Annotated in this window: 19 protein-coding genes; 17 read left to right on the top strand and 2 right to left on the bottom strand. The window is 34.8% G+C overall.

Going from position 1 to position 22,111, the window contains the following annotated elements; genetic code table 11:
• Nucleotides 1-19 precede the first annotated feature (19 nt).
• Nucleotides 20-1,093 carry a hypothetical protein gene (locus N3F66_02775; protein MCX8123070.1) on the top strand — a complete coding sequence of 358 codons (1,074 nt, stop codon included), beginning with the start codon at nucleotides 20-22 and terminating at the stop codon, nucleotides 1,091-1,093.
• Here N3F66_02775 and hisF read toward each other — a convergent pair whose 3' ends face one another.
• Nucleotides 1,094-1,852 (bottom strand): imidazole glycerol phosphate synthase subunit HisF, encoded by a 759-nt coding sequence (gene hisF / locus N3F66_02770; protein ID MCX8123069.1) that lies wholly within the window; start codon nucleotides 1,850-1,852, stop codon nucleotides 1,094-1,096.
• A 243-nt stretch (nucleotides 1,853-2,095) separates the two neighbouring features.
• On the opposite strand from hisF, the gene N3F66_02765 reads away from it, so the two are divergent.
• The 4 genes from N3F66_02765 (at nucleotide 2,096) to N3F66_02750 (ending at nucleotide 6,021) form a co-directional block, all read left to right on the top strand.
• Complete coding sequence (locus tag N3F66_02765; GenBank protein ID MCX8123068.1) at nucleotides 2,096-3,061, top strand: polyprenyl synthetase family protein; 966 nt, start codon at nucleotides 2,096-2,098, stop codon at nucleotides 3,059-3,061.
• 609 nt (nucleotides 3,062-3,670) lie between these two features.
• Entirely contained in the window at nucleotides 3,671-4,330 is a 660-nt protein-coding gene (locus N3F66_02760; protein MCX8123067.1) for a TetR/AcrR family transcriptional regulator, read from the top strand.
• 57 nt (nucleotides 4,331-4,387) lie between these two features.
• Nucleotides 4,388-4,987, top strand: coding sequence for a TetR/AcrR family transcriptional regulator (locus N3F66_02755; GenBank protein MCX8123066.1), 600 nt, complete (start codon nucleotides 4,388-4,390; stop codon nucleotides 4,985-4,987).
• A 92-nt stretch (nucleotides 4,988-5,079) separates the two neighbouring features.
• A complete protein-coding gene (locus N3F66_02750; GenBank protein ID MCX8123065.1) occupies nucleotides 5,080-6,021 on the top strand; it encodes a serine acetyltransferase in 942 nt (313 codons plus the stop codon).
• Here N3F66_02750 and N3F66_02745 read toward each other — a convergent pair.
• A complete protein-coding gene (locus N3F66_02745; protein MCX8123064.1) occupies nucleotides 6,018-6,977 on the bottom strand; it encodes a family 43 glycosylhydrolase in 960 nt (319 codons plus the stop codon). The two genes, N3F66_02750 and N3F66_02745, sit on opposite strands and share 4 nt — an antisense overlap.
• Nucleotides 6,978-7,185: 208 nt before the next feature.
• On the opposite strand from N3F66_02745, the gene N3F66_02740 reads away from it, so the two are divergent.
• From N3F66_02740 to N3F66_02685, 12 genes are all read left to right on the top strand, one after another.
• Entirely contained in the window at nucleotides 7,186-9,159 is a 1,974-nt protein-coding gene (locus tag N3F66_02740; GenBank protein MCX8123063.1) for a SpoIIE family protein phosphatase, read from the top strand.
• 232 nt (nucleotides 9,160-9,391) lie between these two features.
• Entirely contained in the window at nucleotides 9,392-10,078 is a 687-nt protein-coding gene (locus N3F66_02735) for a hypothetical protein (protein ID MCX8123062.1), read from the top strand.
• Between the two features lie 168 nt (nucleotides 10,079-10,246).
• On the top strand, nucleotides 10,247-10,900 hold the full coding sequence (locus N3F66_02730) for an HD-GYP domain-containing protein (protein MCX8123061.1): 654 nt from the start codon (nucleotides 10,247-10,249) through the stop codon (nucleotides 10,898-10,900).
• A gap of 77 nt (nucleotides 10,901-10,977) precedes the next feature.
• Complete coding sequence (locus tag N3F66_02725; GenBank protein MCX8123060.1) at nucleotides 10,978-11,226, top strand: ferrous iron transport protein A; 249 nt, start codon at nucleotides 10,978-10,980, stop codon at nucleotides 11,224-11,226.
• Nucleotides 11,227-11,231: 5 nt separating this feature from the next.
• Nucleotides 11,232-13,526, top strand: a complete 2,295-nt coding sequence (gene feoB / locus N3F66_02720; GenBank protein MCX8123059.1) for a Fe(2+) transporter permease subunit FeoB — start codon at nucleotides 11,232-11,234, stop codon at nucleotides 13,524-13,526.
• Nucleotides 13,527-13,529: 3 nt separating this feature from the next.
• A complete protein-coding gene (locus N3F66_02715; GenBank protein ID MCX8123058.1) occupies nucleotides 13,530-13,760 on the top strand; it encodes a FeoC-like transcriptional regulator in 231 nt (76 codons plus the stop codon).
• A gap of 344 nt (nucleotides 13,761-14,104) precedes the next feature.
• Complete coding sequence (locus tag N3F66_02710; protein ID MCX8123057.1) at nucleotides 14,105-14,362, top strand: ferrous iron transport protein A; 258 nt, start codon at nucleotides 14,105-14,107, stop codon at nucleotides 14,360-14,362.
• A 3-nt stretch (nucleotides 14,363-14,365) separates the two neighbouring features.
• On the top strand, nucleotides 14,366-16,399 hold the full coding sequence (locus tag N3F66_02705) for a serine/threonine-protein phosphatase (protein MCX8123056.1): 2,034 nt from the start codon (nucleotides 14,366-14,368) through the stop codon (nucleotides 16,397-16,399).
• On the top strand, nucleotides 16,396-16,731 hold the full coding sequence (locus N3F66_02700; protein ID MCX8123055.1) for an STAS domain-containing protein: 336 nt from the start codon (nucleotides 16,396-16,398) through the stop codon (nucleotides 16,729-16,731). Before N3F66_02705 ends, N3F66_02700 begins: the two co-directional genes overlap by 4 nt.
• Nucleotides 16,732-16,755: 24 nt before the next feature.
• The gene (locus N3F66_02695; protein ID MCX8123054.1) at nucleotides 16,756-17,328 is read left to right on the top strand and encodes an ATP-binding protein; all 573 of its coding nucleotides are present in this window, start codon (nucleotides 16,756-16,758) and stop codon (nucleotides 17,326-17,328) included.
• Nucleotides 17,329-17,653: 325 nt separating this feature from the next.
• On the top strand, nucleotides 17,654-18,898 hold the full coding sequence (locus N3F66_02690) for a TolC family protein (GenBank protein ID MCX8123053.1): 1,245 nt from the start codon (nucleotides 17,654-17,656) through the stop codon (nucleotides 18,896-18,898).
• Nucleotides 18,895-22,020, top strand: coding sequence for a CusA/CzcA family heavy metal efflux RND transporter (locus N3F66_02685; protein MCX8123052.1), 3,126 nt, complete (start codon nucleotides 18,895-18,897; stop codon nucleotides 22,018-22,020). Before N3F66_02690 ends, N3F66_02685 begins: the two co-directional genes overlap by 4 nt.
• Nucleotides 22,021-22,111 lie beyond the last annotated feature (91 nt).

Here is a 22,111-nt window from a genome sequence, read left to right as displayed (position 1 = left end):
ATGAGAGGTAGCACCAGCAATGGGGGAAAATGATAAAGCATATCAGAATCTTTCTGAACAAACCAGAAAGATTAATATTGCCCTGCACTATACTCACGGCGATATGGAAAAAGCCCGCCAGATGGTAGCTGGCAACTATAATGATTTATATGCAATAAAAGTGCGTTTTGCTTCTTCAACAATGTTTGGGGCTTTTTTACTGTTTTTTAACCACATATATAAGGTTATATCAGGGCTAACCCTAATTTTATCACCATCATATACATTACAAAACATAAATCCTGAGTGGGACTGGGTGATATTTGAAAAAGAGATAGCCGAGTTGATGCAAAAGGGTGACTATGATCAGGTACTGGCAAAAACATTTCGTGATAAGCTTGTTAAAAGCCTTGATGTAATACTGCTCAATGAGCTATCTCGCAATATTGAATCAAAAAATGAGATAGCTATTGATAATCTTTTCAGAAAACTCATACAGGAAACACTTGCTTTAAAAAGGGTCGATACATTGGTTTTATACCAGCCGATTTCATCACTGGCTATGGAATTGCATTCAATTACTATACCCAAATTAAAAAGCGAAATAGTAGAGGGGCAACCAGCTAAAAAAGCTGAAGAACAGGTTGTTCCATCCGAGGCAGAGTATACACCTCAGGTAGGAGTAGATGGTGTAAAGCTTATAATTAAATCTGCTTTGATACTCTCACCCATAAAAGGGAAACATATATCAAAATTATCTCCTGGCGACAGAGTAATGGTATCAATTATTGATACAAACCCACAAGCAGTAAAAGTTGCACAGGCATTGAAGGCGTATGAAAATGAAACATTCAAACCAGTGCCTGCACGCATAACGTATGTGAAATATATTCCACAAAAAGGCTATAAAGTGTATGGACTCATTGCTAAAGGAATTGTTGTTGACATAGATGAAGAAGAGGAAAATATCAAGGTTGCGCTTGACCCGGCATATGCTGCTACAATTCAGCCGCAGGAAGAAGAAGCAAAGCCCAATTATCTAATGATGGCAATACTTATTATATTATTTGGTATAATTATTGGTGTTTTATATTTTCTCCTAAGTTCAGGATAATTAAACAGGACGGATGTGAATCCCGCGTTTTGCAAGATATTCCTTGGCTTCTTTGATACTATATTCGCGATAATGAAAAATAGAAGCAGCCAATACCGCGTCAGCTTTTCCAATAGCAAAACCCTCATATAAATGTTCTAATGTACCAACACCGCCTGATGCTATCACAGGAATACATACAGCATCTGCAACTCTCTGTGTAAGTTCCAGATCATAGCCAAGTCTTGTTCCATCACGGTCCATGCTGGTGAGTAAAATTTCGCCGGCACCTAAATCTTGAACCTTTTTTGCCCATTGTATTGCATCTACATCAGTGCGGGTTCTACCACCGTGTAGATACACATTCCAGCTACCATTTTCTTTTTTTGCATCGATAGCTACAACAATACATTGTGAGCCAAAACGCTTTGCACATTCGGTAATAAGTTGGGGTTGCTGCACTGCCTGTGTATTGATAGACACCTTATCAGCACCATTTTCCAAAATCATTCTTACGTCATCAACGGTTCGGATACCTCCGCCAACAGTAAAAGGAATATTTACAGTTTCTGCAACATCTTTCACCATTTTTAAAATAATGGCGCGTCTGTCACTTGAAGCGGTAATGTCAAGAAAGACCAGTTCATCTGCTCCTTGTTGGTCATAAAACATTCCATTGTGAACAGGGTCACCTGCATCTTGAAGGTTAACAAAATTTACGCCTTTGACAACACGTCCGTCTTTAACATCTAAACACGGAATAATTCGCTTGGCTAACATAGTGTGGTATCCTAAAATAACAAGGTTGTGCTGGTAATTATCAATATATTATTAAATATAATAAATATAATAGTGCTAATATACTGTAAGCAAATACTTAAACTTATTTGACAATCATAAACCAATCTATCAAATGGAATTGCTATGTCAAAAAAAAATGAATACATGACATTTACTGAATTTTAAAAAGCGTATGTCCCTGCCATTAATGAATACATACAAGCATTCTATTTTAAAAAGGAGTTGTCGGCACAAAATCCCGATGTGAAGCTGGCATATAACCTCCTTAACGAGTATTGCACACGAGATGGCAAGCGTATACGTCCATTGTTGCTCATTTTATCATACATAGGTTATGGTGGCGATAGCTCAGCAATAAATACTCTTATTCCTGTAGCAGCCTCGCTTGAGTGTATGCATGCATTTTTATTAATACAGGATGATATAATAGATGGGGCAGTATTGCGGCGGGGTAAACCGGCATTTCATAAAGTGTGCGATAGCTCCTATAACAGGTACAATGAAAATATTGGACAATGGGTGGCAATAGCTATTGCAGATGTACTCATGAGCAATGCAGTGGAAATGATTTCATTATTAAAATCCTCACTAATTCCCGTGTTTTTACATGAATTTGCCATAATCTATGAACGAACTGCACTGGGACAAATGCTGGATATATTATGGGCAAATCCACGCAATATTACAAACGATGATATCCCACATACAATAGCAGCAATGAAAACAGCGCATTATACAGTTTCAGGGCCATTGCGGCTGGGATATATACTAACAGGACAAGAAGATACAAATGAACTTCAAAAGCTGGCAGATGCGGGATACGCAATAGGCTTTGCTTTTCAGATGCGCGATGATATTATTGGTGTATTTGGTGATGAACAGGATACAGGGAAATCATCAATTTCGGATATTGAAGAAGGTAAATATACAGTTCTTTTACAAAAGACATTGGAACTATTGAACAATACCGATAAAACCCGGTTTACGGAGTTTTTCAAAAAAAAGCAAAAAAGCGAGAATGATATTCTGGCAATAAAAGAATATATAAAAAAGAGTGGCGCAACAGAAGAAATTCAACAACTGATTGCTGAACATGTTCACAAAGCAAAAACAATTGTACAACAATTGCAGTGCAATGATATGATGAAGAATTGTATGCTGGATTTTATAAAGAGTTTATTTGGTTGAGCTTATACCACCTGTGTATATTATAATATGCAATAGAACTGGTGATGGAGTATAGTGGAATAATTACCAGGATAATACGGGCAATTTTAACATGTTATATTTCAATTGTCCGTGTGAACTATAAAAAGGACAAATTAAGTATATTCTTCATCAAACCAGTGCAACTTTTCTTATATTACTTTTTACAGGGCAACGACAATAAGGTAAAAAAATTTTTCTTAAACAAATGTTTTCAAATATTGCCTTTCTCTCATTCAAGGATAAATGGTAGAATTTATTTTAGCTGGGATGAATGGTTTGATAGTATTAAAAATAGCACAGAGTTATAAATTGCTTGTACTTGCAACAAGAATCGAGAACATTTATAATTATGAAAATACAAGTGAGCCAAATTTGTTATTGGAAAGGGCTAAACTATAAAGGTGATTTTGAAAAGTTTATAATAATGCATGTACTATAGATGATAATGTATAGATAGATTAATTTGATTATAATAATTTTCTTGCCAAAATAGATAAAACAATTTATTTTGTTAAATTGGTTGACGAATTAATTAAATATTACGAATTGTGCCCTAGCAATTAAAAAAAATGTTGTTGGAGACTTATAATGATTACAACTACCAGAAAACCTCATAAAGACACATTTGAAAAAATTTCAGCTGAAAAACGTGAACGTATTATCAAGATAGCAACTCAGGAATTTGCAAAAAATGGTTTTAAAGGTGCTAATATCAATATTATTGCCAAAAAAGCTGGTATTAGTATTGGCTCAATGTACAATTATTTTGAAAGCAAAGAAGATCTCCTGCTTACTGTAGTTAATGAAGCATATAAATTATTGGAAAAGGTGTTGGGTTCAGTTAGTTTAGAAAACAAAAATTTCTATGAAAAAATAGAAGAGCTTGTAAGGGCTGCTCAAAAGTTTGCACGAGAGTACCCTGAAATTCATCAGGTGTATCTGGATATAACATCAGAAGGATTGTCACATCTAACTCCTCGGTTATCACGAACTATAGAATATATCACTATTGAGTTTTACCGTCATGAGTTAGAAGAAGCTAAAAAAGCTGGAATTGTGCGACAGGATGTGGATATCAACGTTGCTTCCCTGTGTATTGATAATATTTTGGTATTGACGCAATTTTCGTATACTTCAGAATATTTTAAGGAACGATTAAAGCTTTTTATAGGTCAGGATGCGTTGACTGATGATGAGCGGATTGTAAAAGGCATAATGGATTTTATTAAAAATGCACTGATGCCGTAATAAAAAAAACAGCCATTGTTAATAACTATTCATAAATATTAGAAAGGTTAAATTAGTATGAAGAAAAAAAATGTAAATATTATTGAGGTGCGAAGAAATCAATTAACACGTGCTGCATATAAGGTAGTGAGTAGAAAAGGGTATTATAACTTTACAATACGTGATATAGCTAGGGAGGCGGGCTTATCTACAGGCCTGGTGCATTATTATTTTAAAAATAAAGATGATTTATTGGTATCAGTTCTGCGTGTAATGAATGAAAACTTAAGCTTTTATCTTGCCAAAGCATTGGAACATACTGATGATCCAAAAGAAAAACTTATACTGTTTATGGATGAAGCATTCCATCTGGTTGAACACGAAAAGGAATATTTTCATGTGTTGATAGATTTCTGGACACAGATAAATCATAACGAACGTATGCGTAAAGCCAATATCAAGCTATATCAAAGCTATCGTGCTGAATGTGCCAAAATAATTCGTGAGGGAATTGATAAAAAAGTATTTAAGGATGTAGATGTGGATTATACCGCAACAATGATTGTGGCTTTTGTTCAGGGACTTATTATACAGTATATCATTGATCCAAATGCATTTGATTATTCAGAATACACAAAGAAAATTAAAGAGCAAGTAATTGAAAATATTATACGATAGTATTAGGTAATGGTTAATTATCCTTGATTAACTATTTTACTTGCGGTATAATTACTACCATAGTGGTATTATTACATGTAGCGGTGTATGGTATGTTAAAAGATATATCGGAAAATGGTGATTACCAGAAACATCTGGAAAATGTGGTAAAAACATTATGCCAGCCCGAATCGTATAAAAAAGTATACCACCGCACCAATCATGATGTCCCAATGCCTTCTATTCCTCAGTTGGCTGAAATTGTGGAGGAATGCAAACTTGTTCTGTTCCCGGGATATTTTGGCAATTCCGAAATTACCCCACATAATATGCAGTATTACATTGGGTCTGCTATTGACAGCATTGCCCGTAAACTTACCGAACAGATCAAACGAGGTTATTGCTTTTCGTGTGCGGAAGGCCAAACAATGGATTGCATTGAGTGTGAGCATCGTTCACGAAGAATAATGTTCCAGTTTCTGGATATGCTGCCCGAAATACGGCGCATGCTTGCGTTAGATGTTCAGGCGGCCTATGAAGGCGATCCAGCAGCCAAAAGCCATGGTGAAACAATATTCTGTTATCCAAGTATCACTGCAATGATACATTACCGAATAGCACATGCACTGTATGTGCTGGATGTACCGCTGATACCCCGAATTATTACTGAAATGGCACATTCAAAAACAGGTATTGATATTCATCCGGGTGCAACTATAGGTGAAAATTTTTTCATAGATCATGGTACAGGAGTTGTTATTGGTGAAACAACAATCATTGGCAATAATGTACGCATTTATCAGGGAGTCACACTGGGCGCAAAGAGTTTCCCACTTGATGAAAACGGAAATCCAATCAAAGGTATACCCCGTCATCCTATTGTAGAAGATGATGTTATTATATATTCAGGTGCTACTATTCTGGGCAGGGTAACAATAGGGAAAGGATCAGTTATAGGTGGTAATGTATGGCTTACCGAAAGTGTACCACCAGGCACACATGTGGTACAGCAAAAGCCAATGGAAATGCTATTTGAACAGGGTGGCGGTATTTAAGACTTTTTACTTCCTATGAGCAATCCAATATGTTCTTTCCCTTTAGTCCAGTGCCAATTATTGCGGGCATTAAAATACAAATACCAATTGCTGTTAACCTGTTTTATATCAAAAGCATATACATGACTTCTTTTAAAAGAACCTTGTTGTATATCGGGTTTAAGTAATGGCTCATTTGAAATCGGTGTAAAATGTATTCCATCTTTTGATGAATAAAGCAAAATAGCTGAACCGGAATGATTAATGGTGTAATCCCAGTAAATCCCATTTTGCAATCCAATAAAGCCATCGTCCATTGTTACAACTTTAAACGAACCACACCCAATATTGCACCAACGATTATATTTTGATGGTTCCATGATTGGTTGCGGAAGGCTTTCAAAAGGTCCTGTGGGGCTGTAAGCTTTAGCCAGCCCTATATACAATGGTTCGTTAAAGCCGCAATCATGAATGTAGGTTAACGCAGCGCTGTAATAAAGAAAATATGATTGTTTATGGTTAACAATGCATGGATTGCTTATGGAGTGTCCGTATTGATTGCTGTGCCAGCTGAGTGATGGTGTTAGAATAGTTTTTTCATCACTCCATGTTTGCAAATCTTTTGATGTACGCATTGCAATGTACGAATACCATCTATGAGGGAGCCATGAATACCATAAAATAAACGGTTTAATTTTTTCGTAATACAGGTAATACGTATTGTTTTCATAAAAAATGTAGGGACGCATTGCATTACGTATTGCTCCTGATCGCTTCACATAATAAAGGCCGTCTTCTGAAATAAAGTGATGAATTCCCATCAAAGAATGTGCAAATAAATGCCATCGGCCATCTGGTGATTGATTAGGTGGTACAAATGTTGGGTCAGCAATTATTGGCGAAGGGAAGGGAGGAGCTATTATCGGATTACCTTCGTATTCTTTAAACGTAAGCTGCATGAAATCTTTTATTCTCATGATTGTTTACCCTTATTTGGCGATAGCTCTTTATACAGTAACTATCGCACCAGAATACAATAACGTTTACTACTTGCTCATGCTATTCCCGATGCTACAGTATACAAACATGATGAGTCAAGCTTTATTGTTGGTAATATATAAAAATAAAATTTTTGACTTTTTTCACATTATATGATGGTATACTCTTTTNAAAAACGTGCACGATATGAAACCAATAGCTGTTACACTAATCCTGTTTCTTATTGCTATAACCCTGACAGGCTGTGGACCGCATGTTGAAGAGGTTCAATTGCTTGAAGGCGTATGGCAGCTGACAACAACTGACACGGATGATAATGCACATATAATCAATGATGATGGCATTTCAGTTACACTGCCCTGCGTAATTACACTTCCCGCTATCCTTAAAGATGAAAATTCGCCAAGAACTATTACATTACCTGAAAGTGGGTATGTATGGATTCAGAAAGAATTTGTCATGGATACCATACCCACCAATATCGTTGCACTCCAGATTGGGGAAGTAATGAATGCAGATATAACGTATTGCAATGGCATTGTGATAGGCAGGTGTGGAAGATTTCCCCCACACTTTAAATCAGCATGGAATCAATTTAGACATTATACTATCCCTGGGGATGTTCTGAAGAAAGGGAAAAATCTGATAAGCATACGAATATACTATGATGCTGAATTCTGGATACACGCTCCCATACGTTTAGTAGGCGATAGCTCTGGTAAAGCATTGTACGATTATATTAATTTTATGCGTATTCATTTGATGCAGGCGTTGTTCTTTATTATGCTTACACTGGCTATTCTCTTCTTAGTGATGTTTTATTATCAAAGGGATTCTTTGGAATATCTTTTCTTTGGGCTATCATGTATAACAGTTGCATTTCCGCAACTACTACATTTTTTTGAAAATCTATATCCCAATTTGACATATTCATCCAATACAGTATTGAAGGTATCCCAACCAGGGCTACTTTTCTTTCCTGCATTTTTGAACCTCTTTTACCGGCACCATGTGGGAAGAAATAAAAAATGGATTACAATCATCTACATTATTATTCCTGTTGTTTTGACATGTGCGCTAATTTTTCAGAATAGTCGCAGCAACATACTATTTATACGGAATATTTCACTTATTGTGTCTCTTTTATTTATGATTGATTTGTTCATAGCGTCAGGCCTGCAGTTGCTACAGCGTAAAAAAGCTGGATTACTTATTTTTGTTGGGATAGCTCCCATGGTATTGCTGGGGCTACATGATGTACTTGCTTTTGGATTTAAAATAATTCCATCAAATATTGTATTATATGTATATGGTTTGCCTTTTCTGCTTTTTATTATCGCAATATACCTGGTAAATATTTTTATCACAGCATTGCGCCAGTCTAAACAGCTTAATTTCCAATTGCAGCAATTACTTGAAGATATAAAGCGATTGGCTTTTCTTGAAAAAGAACTTGAGATTGCTCGTGCAATTCAGAGTCAATTGCTCCCTTCAACAATACCTGACATTAAAGGACTTGATATAGCAGTAAAATTTCAGCCAGCTTTGCGGATAGGTGGAGATATATATAACATATTTAAGTTAAAGGATGGCGTTATAATATTTTGTGCAGATGTAGTTGGCCATGGAATACCTGCAGCCATGATAGCTTCAATGATAAATATACTCTTCAAGATGTTTCACATGTTATCGGTTGATCCAGGATTGCTACTTAAAAGCCTCAACGTAAATATATGCAATATGCTCCCTCAGACATTTGTAACAGCTGCCTGCTTATATATTAATCGCTACGAAAAGTTCATCCGCCTTGCACGTGCAGGGCATCCATCAGTTATCATTCAGAAAAATGATGGCAATGTCAAAGAATATGTTCCCAAAGGCAAAGCATTAGGATTAAAGACCGACAATACATTTGAAACAATTAATATTTCAGTATCTCCCGGTGACAGAGTTTTTATTTATACAGATGGCATTATTGAGGCCATTAACTGTAATAAGGAAATGTTTGGGATAGAGCGATTAATAAGTGTTATAACTGCTACAAACATATATCCAAGTAAAGAAGCAATTGAAAAAATTTATTCAGAATTAATACAATTTATTGGAGATGCTTCATTTCTTGAAGATGATGTTACGCTGATAATGATTGAAATTCAATAAGTAAGAGTATTATACGTAGTTCATACCGTTCGTTATACATCACAATCAATTCCCGGCAGCTATAGCGATATATATAAAAAATACTATTAGCTTTCAACAAAAGACAGGCAAAAGTATAGCAAAATATATTGAATTGAATAAAAAAATCATTTTTTACTTGACAAAAAAGAATATAAATTATTACGTCTAATAAAGTTAGTTTCAACTAATATAATTAGATAGGAGACATTCTATGAAAGGTCAGTTGTTTTTGTATCTAACAATTTTTGTATTTTTTAACCATGCTCTTTATGCCTACAGACCTTTTGCAACAGAGGACGCTGGCGTTGCTCACTTAGGCGAAAACAAGATAGAATTAGGGTATGAAGCAGCAGGGATACATGCAAATAGTATCGATAGCAACAATTTTGCATTTCTTGTAGGTATTGGTTTAGGTAAAGCTGAATTGATGATTGAAAGCCCATATTGTATTAACAGTAACGAAGAGGGCGAAGATAAGGGATTACAGGATGTTGGAATTGCTGGAAAAATCAGAGTAGCGGGGAAGGATGATGCTGGTGTTGTTTTAAAAACTGAGTATATGTACAGGTCCGATATGTATAGCCTAAGTACTGCCGTATCATATTCATTTGGATTGGGCTTGGTACATATACAGGCAGGCTGGATGAGCAACTTTGATAATGATGGGTTTTTTGGTGGACTGGGATTTGATTTTTCTGTTATTAAAGGTTTCAATATAATTATAGATTTTTTTTCTGAATATTTTAACAAGGCTACTTATTATCAAGCACTTGGCGGGGTAATTATTCCTTTAATTGATCGAGTTGCTTTTGATGCAGCTATGGGATGTTGCTGGATGGACAGATGGAGCAATGAGCGAAATGTAATTGCAACGGCAGGGCTATCGGTAATCATGTAAATTTTTTTTGTAATAAAAATTAGTTATGACTAATAATAATAGAAATACATAATTAATTGGTAATAATTGATAAGAAAAGAGGATGGCTTCAAGAAAGCGATGTTAGAGTAAAATGTATTAGGGGCTATTCTCTTTTCCAACTAAAATTGGTAAATGGGAGAATCTGCTATGTATCAAACAATTTATCATCAGTTAGATTTTTACGGTTTTTTTGAAAGTATTTCAAAAGCTATTGAAGCAAAAGATAGTCATACTGCAGGACACTCTAAAAGGGTTTCGAATATAGTAAATTTATTAGCTTTGGAATTAGGATTTTCTGAATATGAAAGAGAATGTCTTAATATTGCAGCACATTTGCATGATATTGGTAAAATTGGTATCCCGGATGGTATTTTGCTAAAGCATTCTTCATTAACTAAAGCTGAATATATGGTTATCCAACAACACCCTGTCATAGGTGCCAATATTGTAAAAGACATTAAAGGTTTTGAACGCATCGCTATGGCTATACGACATCACCATGAGCGATTTGATGGAAGCGGTTATCCTGACAGATTATCAAGTCAAGATATACCATTAGATGCAGCAATAATTGCGGTAGCTGATGTTTTTGACGCTATGACTACATATAGGCCATATAAGAATAGCATTCTTCCCGATGTTGCTTATAATCAGTTGCTGCAGTATCGTGGAAAACTATATCATCCACTAGTAGTAGATGCATTTTCTTCTGTGTATGTTAATAAATATGATCTTTTAATGAATATAATTTATGATGGGGACTTAGAAGCGTGCAGTCCCATAGCGATTGAGCAATTATAAACTAAATATATGAAAAGTAACGAATTAAGAGAGTTTGTGTGTTAAGATCTTAAAAATTGAATTATTATGGAGGCTATATGCATACTGATAATACAATATCAGCTCTATTAGTAGGCCAAAAAGCACTAATTGTTGGATTTAAAAACAAAAACAAAAAATATAGGGATAAACTTCTTTCAATGGGATTGGTTAAAGGAACTGTTTTTACAATAACAAAAATAGCACCATTAGGGGATCCAATAGAAATAGAAGTAAGAGGGTTTAAACTATCACTTCGCAAGGAAGAATCTGAAATTTTACTAATTAAAAAATTGAATGAAGGGTGAAGGTTATGAAGGTATATACTGTAGCGATAGCTGGTAATCCCAATTGTGGGAAAACTACACTTTTTAATGGATTAACTGGTTCAAAGCAAAAAGTAGGGAATTGGCCAGGTGTTACTGTTGAAAAAAAAGAAGGTAGGGTTAGGAAGGGCAATAAAGAAATAATTCTAGTTGATCTTCCAGGTATTTATTCATTTTCAGCGCATTCTGAGGATGAAAAAATTGCCAGAGATTATATTTTAAGTGGCAAAGCGGATCTTATACTTAATGTTGTTGATGCCGTAAACCTTGAAAGAAATCTTTATCTTACAGTGCAATTAGCAGAAATGGGAGTACCAATGCTTATAGTATTAAATCGCGCGGATATTGCAACAAAAAATGGAATACAAATAGATATAGAGCATCTTGCTAAGCATTTAAATTGTACTGTTTTATTAGCAAGTGCCATTCACACCACCGACATAGTAAAGATAGCTGAAACTCTTTTTTCAATTGTTGATACACCACCGTACCCATCAATTAGTATTAATTATCCTGATCTAATTGAGGAAATTATAAATAAATGGAATGCAGATGAATCGTTATTTCAAGAATTTAAACAAGCAAAAAAATGGCTTTCATTAAAGGTGATAGAAGGTGAGCTGGATTTGATAGAAAAATCAAGACTTGGTGTTGACAAGTTCAAAAAGGAAAGAATGCTTTCAGAAATTGATGAACTCAGACAACACCTGGAAGAAACACCTGATATTGAAATTGCTGATGCTCGATATGCATATATACATGGATTGGTACGTGATGTAGTAATAAGCAAGGGCATACGATCACAAACTACAGATTTCATCGACACTATAGTACTAAACAGAGTTTTAGGTATACCGGTCTTTCTTTTGGTAATGTATTTGTTATTCTGGGTAACGGTTACGGTAGGAAGTGCATTTATCGATTTTTTTGACATTGCAGCAGGAACCATATTTGTTGATTTTCCAAAATATTTATTATCCCTTGCAAATGCTCCTCAATGGTTAATGGTACTTATAGGTGATGGCATTGGTTCGGGCATACAAACCGTGGCAACATTCATTCCAGTTATTTTTATAATGTTTTTTATGTTATCAATACTTGAAGACTCAGGTTATATGGCTCGTGCTGCATTTGTAATGGATAGATTCATGCGATCTATTGGGTTGCCAGGCAAAGCATTTGTGCCATTAATAGTAGGGTTTGGCTGTTCTGTCCCTGCTATAATGGGTTCAAGAACTTTAGATACAAAAAAAGACAGGCTGTTTACGATATTTATGACCCCGTTCATGTCATGTGGTGCAAAACTTCCCGTATATGTATTATTTTCTGCTGCTATCTTTCCTAATAATACAGGTTTAGTTGTGTTTTCCATTTATATAGTGGGGATAGTAGCAGCTATCATTTCGGGTTTTATTATGAAAGTTGCACTTTTCAGGGGTGAAATATCACATTTTGTGATGGAGCTCCCATTGTATAATCTACCGCGCCCGGGAAATATTTTTATTCATACATGGAACAGACTTAAAATGTTTTTATTGCGTGCTAGTAAAGTGATAATAACTGCAGTATTTATTTTGACGTTGTTAAATTCAACAGCACTGGATGGTACATTTGGTAATGAAAATAGCGAAAAATCAATTCTTGCAGTAGTATCTAAAGCTATCACTCCCGTTCTTGAACCGATGGGGGTTGAAAACGATAACTGGCCAGCAGGCATTGCAGTAATTACTGGGCTTTTTGCAAAAGAAGCAGTTGTAGGTACATTGAATACTCTCTACACTCGCAATGAAGATGTGCAGCAAGAAATATCAGAAGAAGATTTTAGTATTGTAAGCGGCTTGCAACAAGCATTAGAAACCATACCACAGAATCTTTCTCAAATTCATAAAGGACTGATTGATCCCCTTGGAATAGATGTGATCGCAGAAGCTGCGGAAGTTGAGGATATAGCTGAAGAAATAGAAGTTGATTCTTCTACATTTGTAATTTTGAAAAGCTATTTTAATTCTTACCAGGCGTATGCATTTATGTTATTTGTCCTTCTTTATTTCCCTTGCGTTGCAGCATTTGGCGCAATGGTCAAGGAATCCGGAATATTTTTTTCAACTATTACATCACTGTATCTAACTTTTTTTGCCTGGATAGTGGCCACACTTTTTTATCAGTTGGTAGAGGGGCATAGTATCCTGTGGATTTCAATTGCCATTATGACTTTTTTGGTAATTGTAACAATGTTTTATATTATTGGGAAATACGATATTGTAAAAATCAAGGAGGTTTAGAATATGGTTTCAAAAGTTTTGTTGTATATTAAACAGAACAAAGAGGTCAGTGTTGCTGACATTTGTGTTAATTGCAATATTCAAAGGGATATGGCAGAAGCAATATTGTATATGCTTGAACAAAAAGGGATAATTGAAAGACAGGTATATACAGCAAAAAAGTGTGCTTGTAATTGCGGTGGCTGTTATTCTGGCATGTGTTGTCAAAACATTGTTGTATTTCGTTTAAAATAACAATTACAGTATTTGTGACAATAGAGTTATTTCATAATAAAGATAGTATGTGCATGCATTTTTTAAAAGATTTTCAGAAAGGGTGGCAAAGGTATTTTACTAAAGATGTTTATATGAGTTTATGTGTAGGTAAATGTAATTTATTGACATGATGGTATTATGCAAAATGTTTGGTATTTCTTTAAAACTCACACAATAAGTAACTAGACTTTCATATTGAGGAAGGTATTTTTGATTTAATGCTCTATCGAATCATGAACGTTTATTTAAAATTTAAGAAAAATTTTTGCTTATATGTTAGATGTGTTTAATTATAATAGTTATAACTAATTAAGGAGTGTTACATGGTTCAAGAAAAAAAATATATGGAATGCTCTTTAATAGACATTCAACAAGGTGAAACTGTGATGATATCAAGGATAAATGGGAGTCATAAGCTTACAGTCAGCTTGATCAATATCGGTATTGCACCAGGTAATATCATTACAGTAATTTCTGGATCTAAGAATTATCCATATATAGTGGATTTTGCAGGAAGCAAAATAGCGCTTACCTGGGCAGTTAGTAAAAACATTATTGTAAAGAAATTATATCAATCATAGTTTATGGAAAAATATGTTGACCATTACAACTCCATCTTTGTGATTTTTAAAATCTTTTCGTCGTTTATCATTTTTTTCTTATCTATCATTGCAAAAAGAGTTACTACAGTTACCGTTACTCAAAAATATATTAAAGTTTTTCAGATAATATTGGCCTTGATTTTGGTACGCGATTTTATAGTTGTATTTTACAAAAATCACTGGATTTTGCTGTTTTCCGATGCTGTTCAATTAGCCAGCTATTATTATTTTGCAGTAAGACTATTTGGTGAACATAAAATTGATGTAAATAGCTATAGAATGTTTGTTTTTTTCCATGCTATATTCATATTTTTAAATGGATATGTCTCTGAAAGCGTTTCCATATTAGTGTATAAAATATTTCTTATTTCAATTTCTATCATCATAATATATCGTTTATTTATACAGAGGAATACTGCTGATCAGATAGTTGCTAAATTTCGGAACATTGCTTTGGGTATATTAGTGTTATACTCATTTGTTGTAGCCTTTTCAAATGATGTACTGCACAGCCATATATATATTACACCATTGTTGTATTTTTTAAATTTCTATATTGTTATATTACTAACCGAATGGGAGTTTTGGAATAATCAACGATTGATTAGATTTTTGAAAAATGAAAAACAATCAACATTGCTCTTTTTTGAGAACATTGGTAAAATCATTATGGAAAATAAGACATTTGAAGAAGTTAATGAATATATTCTAACTCAGTTAATTGAAAAAACCGAGGCAGAGACCGGAGCTATTTTAATTTATGATGAATCTGAAGACAAACTATATATTTCCGCTATGGCTGAGAATTTTGTGCTTCCTGGTGCATTGGGAAAAGATATGCGGAGCAAAAGTATACATCTAACAAATCTTTTTTTTAAAGGCAAAACCGTTCCTAGAGATAGTCTTGCGTATGTAACATTTTTTAAGAATGAAGACCTTTTCATAAAAGATTATTATTCCATGAGACATCACCCATTATTTAAGGATAATACATACGATAATATTTTGTTTATTAGTTCAATTATCATGATTACTATCCAACTGAATGATAAAAGGATAGGATTGGTATGTCTTACAAAGAATACCCCCGGCCGTTATTTTGAAAACGAAAACTACAACACTGCACGATCTCTGACCGTATATGCAGAATTGTTGCTGAGAAACGTAGTAATGCATAAAGAACTTTTGATAAAAAAAGAGCTTGAACGTGATATTTATCTGGCATCGGAAATCCAAAAAACACTTTTACCGTCATCAATACCTGTTTCTGACAAATTTACGCTTTCATTGTATTCAAAAGCTGCAAAATATTTAACTGGTGATTACCTAGACATATTCACATTGAATTCAGGTAAAATCGCAATAATTATTTGCGATGTAGTTGGTAAGGGAGTTGCCGCTGGTTTAATTATGACGATCATTCGTACAATTATGCACCTTGTTGCCAACCAAAATTGGAAAACTTCATCTGTTATTCGATTACTCAATCGTAGTATTTGTAATCTGGGATGTGATCAGTTTGCAACTGCTTATCTTTTAGTATATGATCCTGAAACTGGAATTTTGGAATATACTAATGCAGCGCATTTACCTGCTTTGCTTGTGAAAAATAGAAACAGAAAAGTTATGTATCTAGATACGGATGGACTTCCACTGGGTATAGAAAAAAACTCTGATTATCAGTCTATGGCGGTGAGAGTACATGATGGAGACGTTATATTTCTTTATTCTGACGGAATAACTGAAGCAATGAACAGTTATAAGAAGCAACTGGGTATAGAACCCATAATACAAATGTTAAAAGAAAATATAGATTTAAATGCGGATGAAATACAGTCAAAAATTTGTGCGTTAATAGAACAGTTTCAGGGTGTGGTTGCACCTCATGATGATCAGTCTTTTATTGTTTTAAAAATAAATATGGTTAGTGATAAAAATATAAACGAAGCTGAAAATGTAAATGTAACAACTGAAGATGAATTAGAATCATTAATTAAAGTTAGGAGTAAAGTATGAAAATTGCTATTGAAAATCATGGTGATAACACAATAATATATGTTGAAGGGGAAATAGATTTATATTCTGCTACCGAGTTTAAAAATAATATTTTGTTTCAGATAAATAACAACAAAATAAATCAACTGATACTGAGTTTGGATGGGGTAACGTATATCGATTCTAGTGGAATTAATGCCATTATCACTATTTATAAAATAGCAAAGGATTCAAATATATTATTAACATTTACTAATATAACGGAACCGGTGATGAAATTAATTAAACTAACCAAATTACACCAATTTTTGCCAATTGCGCCATCCATTGATGCACTGAGCACCAAAAAATAATGTTATGATGGAGGGTCTATGTTAATGCGAAAGGTAAATGAAATTAAAATAGATGACAATCATTATCTGTTTAACAAAGATACATTATATTATAAAGAATTTGTTAGTGATTATAGATTTGTAAGATACTATTCCCGTGTTATTATGCAAAAGGTACCAATTATAGTAAAAGAACATAATCTATTAGAACAACAAATAAGTGAATTAATAAAAAATGCAATCAAACATGGTAATAAAAAAGATCCCTCAAAAATCATTAAAGTATGGTATAGCTTTACCACTGAAGAAGTGCGATTAATAGTAGAGGATCAGGGTGAGGGTTTCAATGATATTGAGGCATGGAATGAATTTAATAAAAAAAGGGAGGAATGCTTTTGTAATGGAAATGTTGAAGACATGATTCGTTATTTTTCATACAGAACTTCCAAAAGCACAGACGAGGATGGTGGCAACGCTCTTTTTGCGGCAGTAGAATATTGGAATATGGGAGTTGTTTTTAATACTACTAGAAATGCAGTAGCAGTGGGGAGACGGATAAATATTGAAGAATGGATGAAGTTTTATAATAAAGGTGTTATATCATTAATGCATTTTTGATTTAACTGATATAAATATTATGTTGTATTTGTAGCAATGGTATCATTTTCACAGGATTCTTATATATGCTATTAGATTAAGTTATAATTTCTTTGGTAATTACTAATAAAAGCTAAATATAATCACCACTTTTTGATATTAAAAATTACTGCATTTATTCTAAAGTCACTTTTGCTAAAAAGTGTTTAAGGCATCACAAGACAAATAAACATTTTTGCAATAATTTAATTTGACATATAACATATTTTTATGTTATTATATACGCATTAGTTTAAAATCATTATAATGCTTATGATATTGATATATTCTATTAGATGGTGTTGTTATGGTAAAAAAGCTAATAGTAATAGCAGCGTGTATATGTGGTGTGCTTGCTTCAGGGTTTGCTCAATCATCATTGTCATTACAACAGCTCATCGGAAGCGCCCTTCAATCATTTGAACTAATAAAGGCTGAAGAGCTAAAAATAGATGAATTGGAAGCATTGAGGAAATTTGAAACGCAGTGGAAAAATCCTGAAGTATCGGCATACTATGGCAGTAAATCAATCGATTCACAAAAAGGAAATGTAGCAGGAGTCTCAGTGCTTCAACCATTGTATTTTCCTGGAAAACTATCGCTTGCTGATGAAATTTATCGCTACAAGAAAAATTATCAGTTACTATCGCACCAGGAAATGAAATATGTTATTGCCTCCACTGTTTTAAATCTTGGTTATGAATACGCTGTCAGCCAGCGCAAGTCATCTCATATAGCAACACGCATAAAACGTCTCAAATTAATAAATACCTATATGTCTGCAAGGCCTATCGTATCCCCCCAAAAAAAAGTTGAAGCAGCAATTGTTAAAAATACACTACGTATGCTGGAATCTGAGATATATAAAATAAAAACAGATCAGGTTGTTTGGTTGCAACGCTTAAAGCTGTATACTCGCATAGGTGGTCCTGATTTGCAATTACATGTACGCTGGATTGAGAATCCCAAAGTGTTTGATGTAGATGAGGTGGTTAAAAAAGCAAAAACTGAAAGTTTGCTGGTGAAAAAACAAAAGGAGTTACTACTTGCTGCATCAAAAGAGGTGGCACTGGCACAGAGAAATGCATTTCCAGATATTGGTCTTATAATAAATTATGATTATGAAAAAGTAGCTGAAAAAGAGCAAACTATCTGGGGCGGGTTGAGCATTCCTATACCAGTGTATAATCAAAATCAAAATCAGATAAAAGCTACTACTGCAAGAGCAAAACAGGAAGAATACCTGATGCAATATATTGAAAAGATGATAGAAGCAGATATACGTACAACGCTTGCACATTATGAATATTACCGTAATCTTTTATCATTATACCCTCCTGGTATAGAACAGGAATTAGAAAATACTATGTATTACGCAGATGGCGAGTTTCAAAAGGGAACAATAACATTTCAGTCGTATCTGGAACTTGATGTACAGACACATGAAACACTTGAAAGGATTTATACAACACAACTTGAGCTTGTAAAGACTATAGCGGCAATTGCATGTATTACAAATGACTTTAATTTGCTTATGGAGATAGCACAATGATATCAGAATGGATAGCAAAGGCATTACGTGGAAGATTATGGGTGATCCTGTTAACAATTGCTGTAATCATTTCTGGGGTCTATTCAATTAGCAAATTATCAATAGATGCGGTACCGGATATTACCAATGTATCGGTAATGGTAAATACAAAAACAGGTGCACTGGCTCCTGAAGAAGTTGAGAAAACAGTCACGTTCCCAATAGAATCAGAACTGGCGGGCTTGCCTGATGTACAGGATATACGCTCGTTATCTAAGTATGGCCTTTCTCAGGTTATTGTTGTATTTTCGGATAGCACCGATATATACTTTGCTCGACAATTGGTTAATGAACGAATACAATCAATCCGCGATAAGTTGCCTGAAGGACTTTCTCCTGAACTTGGTCCTGTTTCTACCGGGCTTGGAGAGATTTTCATGTATGCGGTGACAGCAAAAGAGGGGAGTGCGTTATCTACATTACCGGAAAAGGAACAGCTTACTTATTTACGAACTGTGCAGGATTATATTATAAAGCCAGCATTAAAGAGTGTTCCTGGTGTTGCAGAAGTGGAATCAAATGGTGGTTATAAAAAAGAAATTCATATAAATGTTGATCCTGTTAGAATGGAACAGCATGGTATTATATGCCATCAACTTGTAAATGCTTTGCAAAACATTGGGCAAAACTATGGTGGTGGTTATATCCAGGTTGAGGGCAAACAGATTATAGTACGCACCTTTGGTACCATTACAGGGCTTGAACAGATTAAAAATATTCCTGTGAAATTGAATGTTTATGGAGCACCAGTACGGTTACGGCAGGTTGCGGATGTTGTGGTAGGAAGCCAGCAGCGCTTGGGTGCAGCAACACTTAACGGAAAAGAAACAGTACTTGGGACAGTACTCATGCGTATTAATGCCAACAGCCGTGAGGTAGCTCTTGCAGTTGAAAAATTTATAAAGGAAATACCTCTGCCACCAGATGTTGCTATAAAGGAGCTTTATACACGTAGTTTTCTAGTTAATGCAACCATAAAAACTGTTGCTCGCAACTTAACCGAGGGTGGACTGCTTGTCATTGCAATACTTTTCCTAATTCTTGGAAATTTTACGGCTGCATTTCTCGTTGCACTGGCAATACCTTTGTCAATGCTTGTTGCAGGAGGAGGAATGCTTGCAAGTGGCATTGCAGCCAGCCTTATGAGTTTGGGTGCTATTGACTTTGGCCTTATTGTTGATGGTTCGGTGGTAATGATTGAAAATATTGTGCGACATCTCAATGAATTGAAAAACACAACAATTACAAAAAAGGAAAAAATAAAAATAATCGAAGAAGCCGCTAAAGAAGTTAGCCAGCCTGTCTTTCTGGGTATACTTATTATTATGGTTGTTTATGTTCCAGTGTTGAGTTTGACAGGTATAGAAGGTAAAATGTTTAGACCAATGGCCGAAACTGTATTATATGCATTGGGTGGAAGTATTTTGATTGCCATGTTTGTAATGCCAGTGCTAGCATATTATTTTATTTCACCGGGGAAAAAAGAAAAAGAACCACTGTTTTTCCGCATGCTATCAAAAGTGTACACGCCTTTTTTAACTTATTCATTGCGCCATCCATTTAAGACAACTCTGCCACCGCTGTTAATTGCAGTGGTTTCAATTATTATGTTTTTTAATCTTGGGTCTGATTTTATTCCACGGCTTGATGAAGGAGATATGGTTATAGGCTTGGTGCGTGACCAGACTATTGGGCTTGATGCCTCACTTGAGATTCAGAAAAAAAGTGATAGAGCCATAGCTCAGTTCAAGGAAGTGCGCACTGTTTTTTCACGCATGGGAACCCCTGAATCGGCAACTGATCCAATGGGAGTAAATTTTGCCGACACCTTTGTTATCCTTGAAAAGGATAAAACAAAATGGGGCATATATAATGGCAAACAGCCAAACAAGTTAGAGCTTTTTGAGGCGATAGCTCAAAAGATTGAAGAGCAGGTGCCAGGTCAGGAAATCTCACTTACACAACCTATTGAGATGCGCTTCAACGAAATTCTTGAAGGTAACCGTGCCGATATTACCCTGCGGATTATTGGACAGGATTTAGATAAATTATATGAGCTATCGAACAAATCCATTCCAGTTCTTGAAAGCATTAAAGGTGCTTCAACTGTTGAACTGGATCCACTCACTGCGCTTAAAAAAAGTGAAATTATTGATGTAGTGCTCAATTATGACAAAATATCTCGATATGGTGTTAACGTCAATGATGTTAACAGCGCTTTTTCCATTGCCATGAGTGGCATGCAGGTTGGTTATTTGTATGATGCTGATAAACGATTCCCTATAGTGGTGAGGATAAGTGATAGATACCGTAATAACATAGCTAATATTGCAAAAATTCCTGTTGGTCTTCCCGATGGTGGTACTATACCAATTGGTACAATTGCTTCTGTTGAGCCTAAGCAACAAATAACAACAATTGCCCGAACAAGAGGACAACGCTACGCTGCAGTCTCAATAAATTTAAAGAACAGAGATACGCAAAGCTTTGTGAATGAAGCAAAAGAAAAAGTCAAGGCATTGAATATTCCTTCAGGGTATATACTACATTGGGGTGGTCAATTTAAAAATCTTGAGTCAGCACGGTTTCGTTTGCTTATTATCATACCTGTGGTATTAGCTATTATTTTTATTATTTTAATACGAACGTTTAAAAGCATTACTCAAACCTTACTAGTATTTAATAGTATACCTTTTGCTCTCACCGGTGGGATTATTTTTATATATGTGAGAGGGATACCACTGAGTGTCTCAGCTGGTATTGGTTTCATAGCGCTTATTGGTATAGCAATACTTAATGGCATGGTGCTGGTTAATTTCTTCAATCAGCTGAGGGCACAAGGTATGAAACTTGAAAAAGCTGTATATGAAGGTACGTTGATTCGTTTAAAACCGGTACTAATGACTGCACTTGTTGCAAGCCTTGGATTTGTGCCAATGGCGTTTAATACTGGTATAGGTGCAGAAGTTCAAAGGCCTCTTGCCACAGTTGTTATTGGTGGGCTGGTATCATCTACAATACTAACGCTGCTTCTGTTGCCTGCCCTCTATTTGTGGGTAGAAAAGCTGTTTGGTCAAGAGTAAAAGGTTCTATATGTTGCAAAAATGACACGGTGTAGCATAATTATTGTAAAAAAGAGCTATATTGTTAAAAGTTGAATATATAACCATTCAA

This window comes from Spirochaetota bacterium, assembly GCA_026414805.1.
In the GTDB taxonomy this organism is placed as follows: Bacteria; Spirochaetota; UBA4802; order UBA4802; family UB4802; genus UBA4802.
The sequence above is the reverse complement of the archived record's forward strand: the minus strand, read 5'-3'. Positions and strand labels throughout refer to the sequence as shown.

Bases quoted from the DNA above. Each gene is read 5' to 3' on its own strand.
- N3F66_02690 (MCX8123053.1), top strand. From the start codon at position 17,654: ATGGTAAAAAAGCTAATAGTAATAGCAGCGTGTATATGTGGTGTGCTT.
- N3F66_02710 (MCX8123057.1), top strand. From the start codon at position 14,105: ATGGTTCAAGAAAAAAAATATATGGAATGCTCTTTAATAGACATTCAA.
- N3F66_02725 (MCX8123060.1), top strand. From the start codon at position 10,978: ATGCATACTGATAATACAATATCAGCTCTATTAGTAGGCCAAAAAGCA.
- N3F66_02695 (MCX8123054.1), top strand. From the start codon at position 16,756: ATGCGAAAGGTAAATGAAATTAAAATAGATGACAATCATTATCTGTTT.
- N3F66_02745 (MCX8123064.1), bottom strand. From the start codon at position 6,977: ATGAGAATAAAAGATTTCATGCAGCTTACGTTTAAAGAATACGAAGGT.
- N3F66_02735 (MCX8123062.1), top strand. From the start codon at position 9,392: ATGAAAGGTCAGTTGTTTTTGTATCTAACAATTTTTGTATTTTTTAAC.
- N3F66_02700 (MCX8123055.1), top strand. From the start codon at position 16,396: ATGAAAATTGCTATTGAAAATCATGGTGATAACACAATAATATATGTT.
- hisF (MCX8123069.1), bottom strand. From the start codon at position 1,852: ATGTTAGCCAAGCGAATTATTCCGTGTTTAGATGTTAAAGACGGACGT.
- N3F66_02685 (MCX8123052.1), top strand. From the start codon at position 18,895: ATGATATCAGAATGGATAGCAAAGGCATTACGTGGAAGATTATGGGTG.
- N3F66_02740 (MCX8123063.1), top strand. From the start codon at position 7,186: ATGAAACCAATAGCTGTTACACTAATCCTGTTTCTTATTGCTATAACC.
- N3F66_02750 (MCX8123065.1), top strand. From the start codon at position 5,080: ATGTTAAAAGATATATCGGAAAATGGTGATTACCAGAAACATCTGGAA.
- N3F66_02715 (MCX8123058.1), top strand. From the start codon at position 13,530: ATGGTTTCAAAAGTTTTGTTGTATATTAAACAGAACAAAGAGGTCAGT.
- N3F66_02730 (MCX8123061.1), top strand. From the start codon at position 10,247: ATGTATCAAACAATTTATCATCAGTTAGATTTTTACGGTTTTTTTGAA.
- N3F66_02775 (MCX8123070.1), top strand. From the start codon at position 20: ATGGGGGAAAATGATAAAGCATATCAGAATCTTTCTGAACAAACCAGA.
- N3F66_02760 (MCX8123067.1), top strand. From the start codon at position 3,671: ATGATTACAACTACCAGAAAACCTCATAAAGACACATTTGAAAAAATT.
- feoB (MCX8123059.1), top strand. From the start codon at position 11,232: ATGAAGGTATATACTGTAGCGATAGCTGGTAATCCCAATTGTGGGAAA.
- N3F66_02755 (MCX8123066.1), top strand. From the start codon at position 4,388: ATGAAGAAAAAAAATGTAAATATTATTGAGGTGCGAAGAAATCAATTA.
- N3F66_02705 (MCX8123056.1), top strand. From the start codon at position 14,366: ATGGAAAAATATGTTGACCATTACAACTCCATCTTTGTGATTTTTAAA.